Here is a 2715-nt window from a genome sequence, read left to right on the forward strand (position 1 = left end):
GGTAGCGCCGGTGTTCGACGCCAAGAAAGCCGTTGTGTTCGACGACCGCTGGGCCAGCGCGCGCGAGGATCTTGTGAAGCTGTGGCTGGCCGACGACGACGAGATCGACGCCGAGTGGGCGCAGCTCGCCGAGCGATTCGAGGGCACCGGCCACGTCGTGGCGAACCAGGCCACGTGGTGGCAGGGCAAGGCGCTGGCCGCCGGTCGCACTGTCCACGCATCGCTGTATGCCCGGATCGCCGCTGGCGCAGAGAATCCGGACAAGGGCCGCTACAGCGACGAAGTCGCGGTGGTGACTGGCGCGTCGAAGGGATCGATCGCCGCCTCGGTGGTGGCACGGTTGCTCGACGGCGGCGCTACCGTCATCGCGACAACGTCGAAGCTTGACGACGAAAAGTTGGAGTTCTTCCGGACGCTGTATCGCGACCACGCGCGCTACGACGCGGCGCTGTGGGTGGTGCCGGCCAACATGGCGTCCTACTCCGACATCGACGCACTGGTCGAATGGGTAGGTAGCGAACAGACCGAAAGCCTTGGCCCGCAATCGATTCATGTCAAGGACGCGCAAACCCCGACGTTGTTGTTCCCGTTCGCGGCGCCCCGCGTGGCCGGCGACCTCTCCGAAGCTGGGTCGCGCGCGGAGATGGAAATGAAGGTGCTGCTGTGGGCGGTGCAGCGACTCATCGGTGGTCTGTCGAAGATCGGCGCCGAGCGCGACATCGCGTCGCGGCTGCACGTGGTACTGCCGGGCTCGCCCAACCGCGGCATGTTCGGCGGTGACGGCGCCTACGGCGAAGCCAAGTCCGCGCTCGACGCGGTGGTGGCCCGGTGGCATGCCGAGTCGTCGTGGGCGCAGCGGGTCAGTTTGTCGCACGCGTTGATCGGCTGGACGAGGGGTACCGGGCTGATGGGCCACAACGATGCCATCGTCAGCGCGGTTGAAGAAGCCGGTGTCACAACGTATTCCACCGACGAGATGGCGGCGATGCTGCTGGGGCTCTGCGATGTGGAGTCGAAGGCTGCTGCGGCCCACGCGCCGCTCAAGGTCGATTTAACCGGCGGGCTCGGCGATGTCGAGTTGGACATGGCGGAGCTGGCCGCTAAGGCCCGCGAGCAGGCCACGGCTGAACCGATTCCCGAAGATGCGCCGGCGGGCACCATCGCCGCGCTGCCGTCACCGCCCCGCGGATACACACCTGCGCCGTCTCCGCGGTGGGACGCGGTCGACGTCGATCCCGCTGATCTGGTAGTCATCGTCGGTGGCGCCGAACTCGGCCCCTACGGTTCGTCGCGCACCCGCTTCGAAATGGAGGTCGAGAACGAACTCTCGGCCGCCGGCGTGCTGGAGTTGGCCTGGACGACTGGGCTGATCCGCTGGCACGACGATCCCGAGCCGGGTTGGTATGACGCCGAATCCGGTGAGCTCGTCGATGAGTCCGAGCTCGTCGAGCGCTACCACGACACAGTGGTCGAGCGGGTGGGGATCCGCGAGTGGGTCGACGACGGCTCCATCGACCCCGACCATGCCTCACCGCTTTTGGTGAGCGTGTTCCTGGACAAGGACTTTACGTTCGTCGTGTCCAGCGAAGCAGAAGCGCGAGCCTTCGTGCAGTTCGATCCCGAGCACACGCTGATTCGGCCGGTGCCTGAGAGCACCGACTGGGAGGTCACCCGCAAGGCCGGCACCGAAATCCGGGTTCCGCGCAAAAACAAGCTGTCGCGTCTGGTCGGCGGCCAGATCCCGACCGGTTTCGACCCGACCGTATGGGGAATCCCGCCAGACCTCGCCAGCTCGATCGACCGGCTGGCGGTGTGGAACATCGTCGCCACCGTCGATGCGTTCCTGTCCGCGGGCTTCAGCCCCGCTGAGGTGATGCGCTACGTGCATCCGACGTTGGTGGCCAACACCATGGGCACCGGCATGGGTGGCGGCACCTCGATGCAGACCATGTATCACGGCAACTTGCTGGGCCGGAACAAACCCAACGACATCTTCCAGGAAGTGTTGCCGAATATCGTCGCCGCGCATGTGGTTCAGTCCTACATCGGCAGCTACGGTGCGATGATCCACCCGGTCGCAGCGTGTGCGACCGCCGCAGTGTCTGTCGAGGAGGGCGTCGACAAGATCCGGCTGGGCAAGGCCGAATTGGTGGTGGCCGGCGGCATCGACGACCTGACGCTGGAAGGCATCATCGGCTTCGGTGACATGGCGGCCACCGCTGACACCGAGATGATGCGGGCCAAGGGCATCAGCGACTCGAAGTTCTCACGGCCCAACGACCGGCGCCGGCTGGGTTTCGTCGAAGCGCAGGGCGGCGGCACCATTCTGCTGGCCCGCGGTGACTTGGCTCTGAAGATGGGTCTGCCGGTGCTGGCGGTCGTGGCCTACGCCCAGTCGTTCGGCGACGGCGTGCACACTTCGATCCCGGCGCCCGGGCTGGGCGCGCTGGGCGCGGGCCGCGGCGGCAAGGAGTCGCCGCTGGCGCGCTCGCTGGCCCGGCTAGGTGTCGGCGCTGACGACATCGCGGTGATCTCCAAGCACGACACCTCGACGCTGGCCAACGACCCTAACGAAACGGAATTGCATGAGCGGCTTGCCGACTCGCTGGGCCGTTCGCCCGGCGCTCCGCTGTTCATTGTGTCGCAGAAGAGCCTGACCGGGCACGCCAAGGGCGGCGCGGCGGTGTTCCAGATGATGGGGATGTGCCAGATGCT

The 2715-nt window shown here is 66.7% G+C and carries 1 pseudogene (only partly in view); it reads left to right on the forward strand.

Annotation, left to right across the window (positions count from 1 at the left end):
- A pseudogene (locus tag ACFE99_RS06795) lies at positions 1-2715 on the forward strand (beta-ketoacyl synthase N-terminal-like domain-containing protein); its annotated part runs 419 nt beyond the window's last position; the annotation flags it as partial.

It is taken from the genome of uncultured Mycobacterium sp. (assembly GCF_964249325.1).
Taxonomy (GTDB): Bacteria; Actinomycetota; Actinomycetes; order Mycobacteriales; family Mycobacteriaceae; genus Mycobacterium.